The following is a 207-nucleotide window of genomic DNA, read 5'->3' on the forward strand; positions in this document are numbered from 1 at the left end:
GTTTCCGTTCCATTTTATTTAGACGCCGACCGGCCAGCGGCCGCGCCGTCGCCCGCGTCGCCGCTCGACGACGGGTCAGACCTCGTCGACCCGGACGCCGGACTCCGTCCCGACGTGAACCTCGTCCGCGAGCCCGACGAAGAGCCCGTGCTCGACCACGCCCGGGACCGCCGACAGCGTCGCCGACAGGGCGGCCGGGTCGGCGAT

At 72.5% G+C, this 207-nt stretch carries 1 protein-coding gene; it reads right to left on the reverse strand.

The genetic code is table 11. From position 1 onward, the window contains the following. Positions 1–75: 75 nt before the first annotated feature. A partial coding sequence (locus tag EXE42_RS18415; RefSeq protein ID WP_199240829.1) for a ribose-5-phosphate isomerase A occupies positions 76–207 on the reverse strand: 132 nt, incomplete at its 5' end.

Origin of the sequence: Halorubrum sp. SP3 (assembly GCF_005435195.1) — an archaeon.
In the GTDB taxonomy this organism is placed as follows: domain Archaea; phylum Halobacteriota; class Halobacteria; order Halobacteriales; family Haloferacaceae; genus Halorubrum; species Halorubrum sodomense.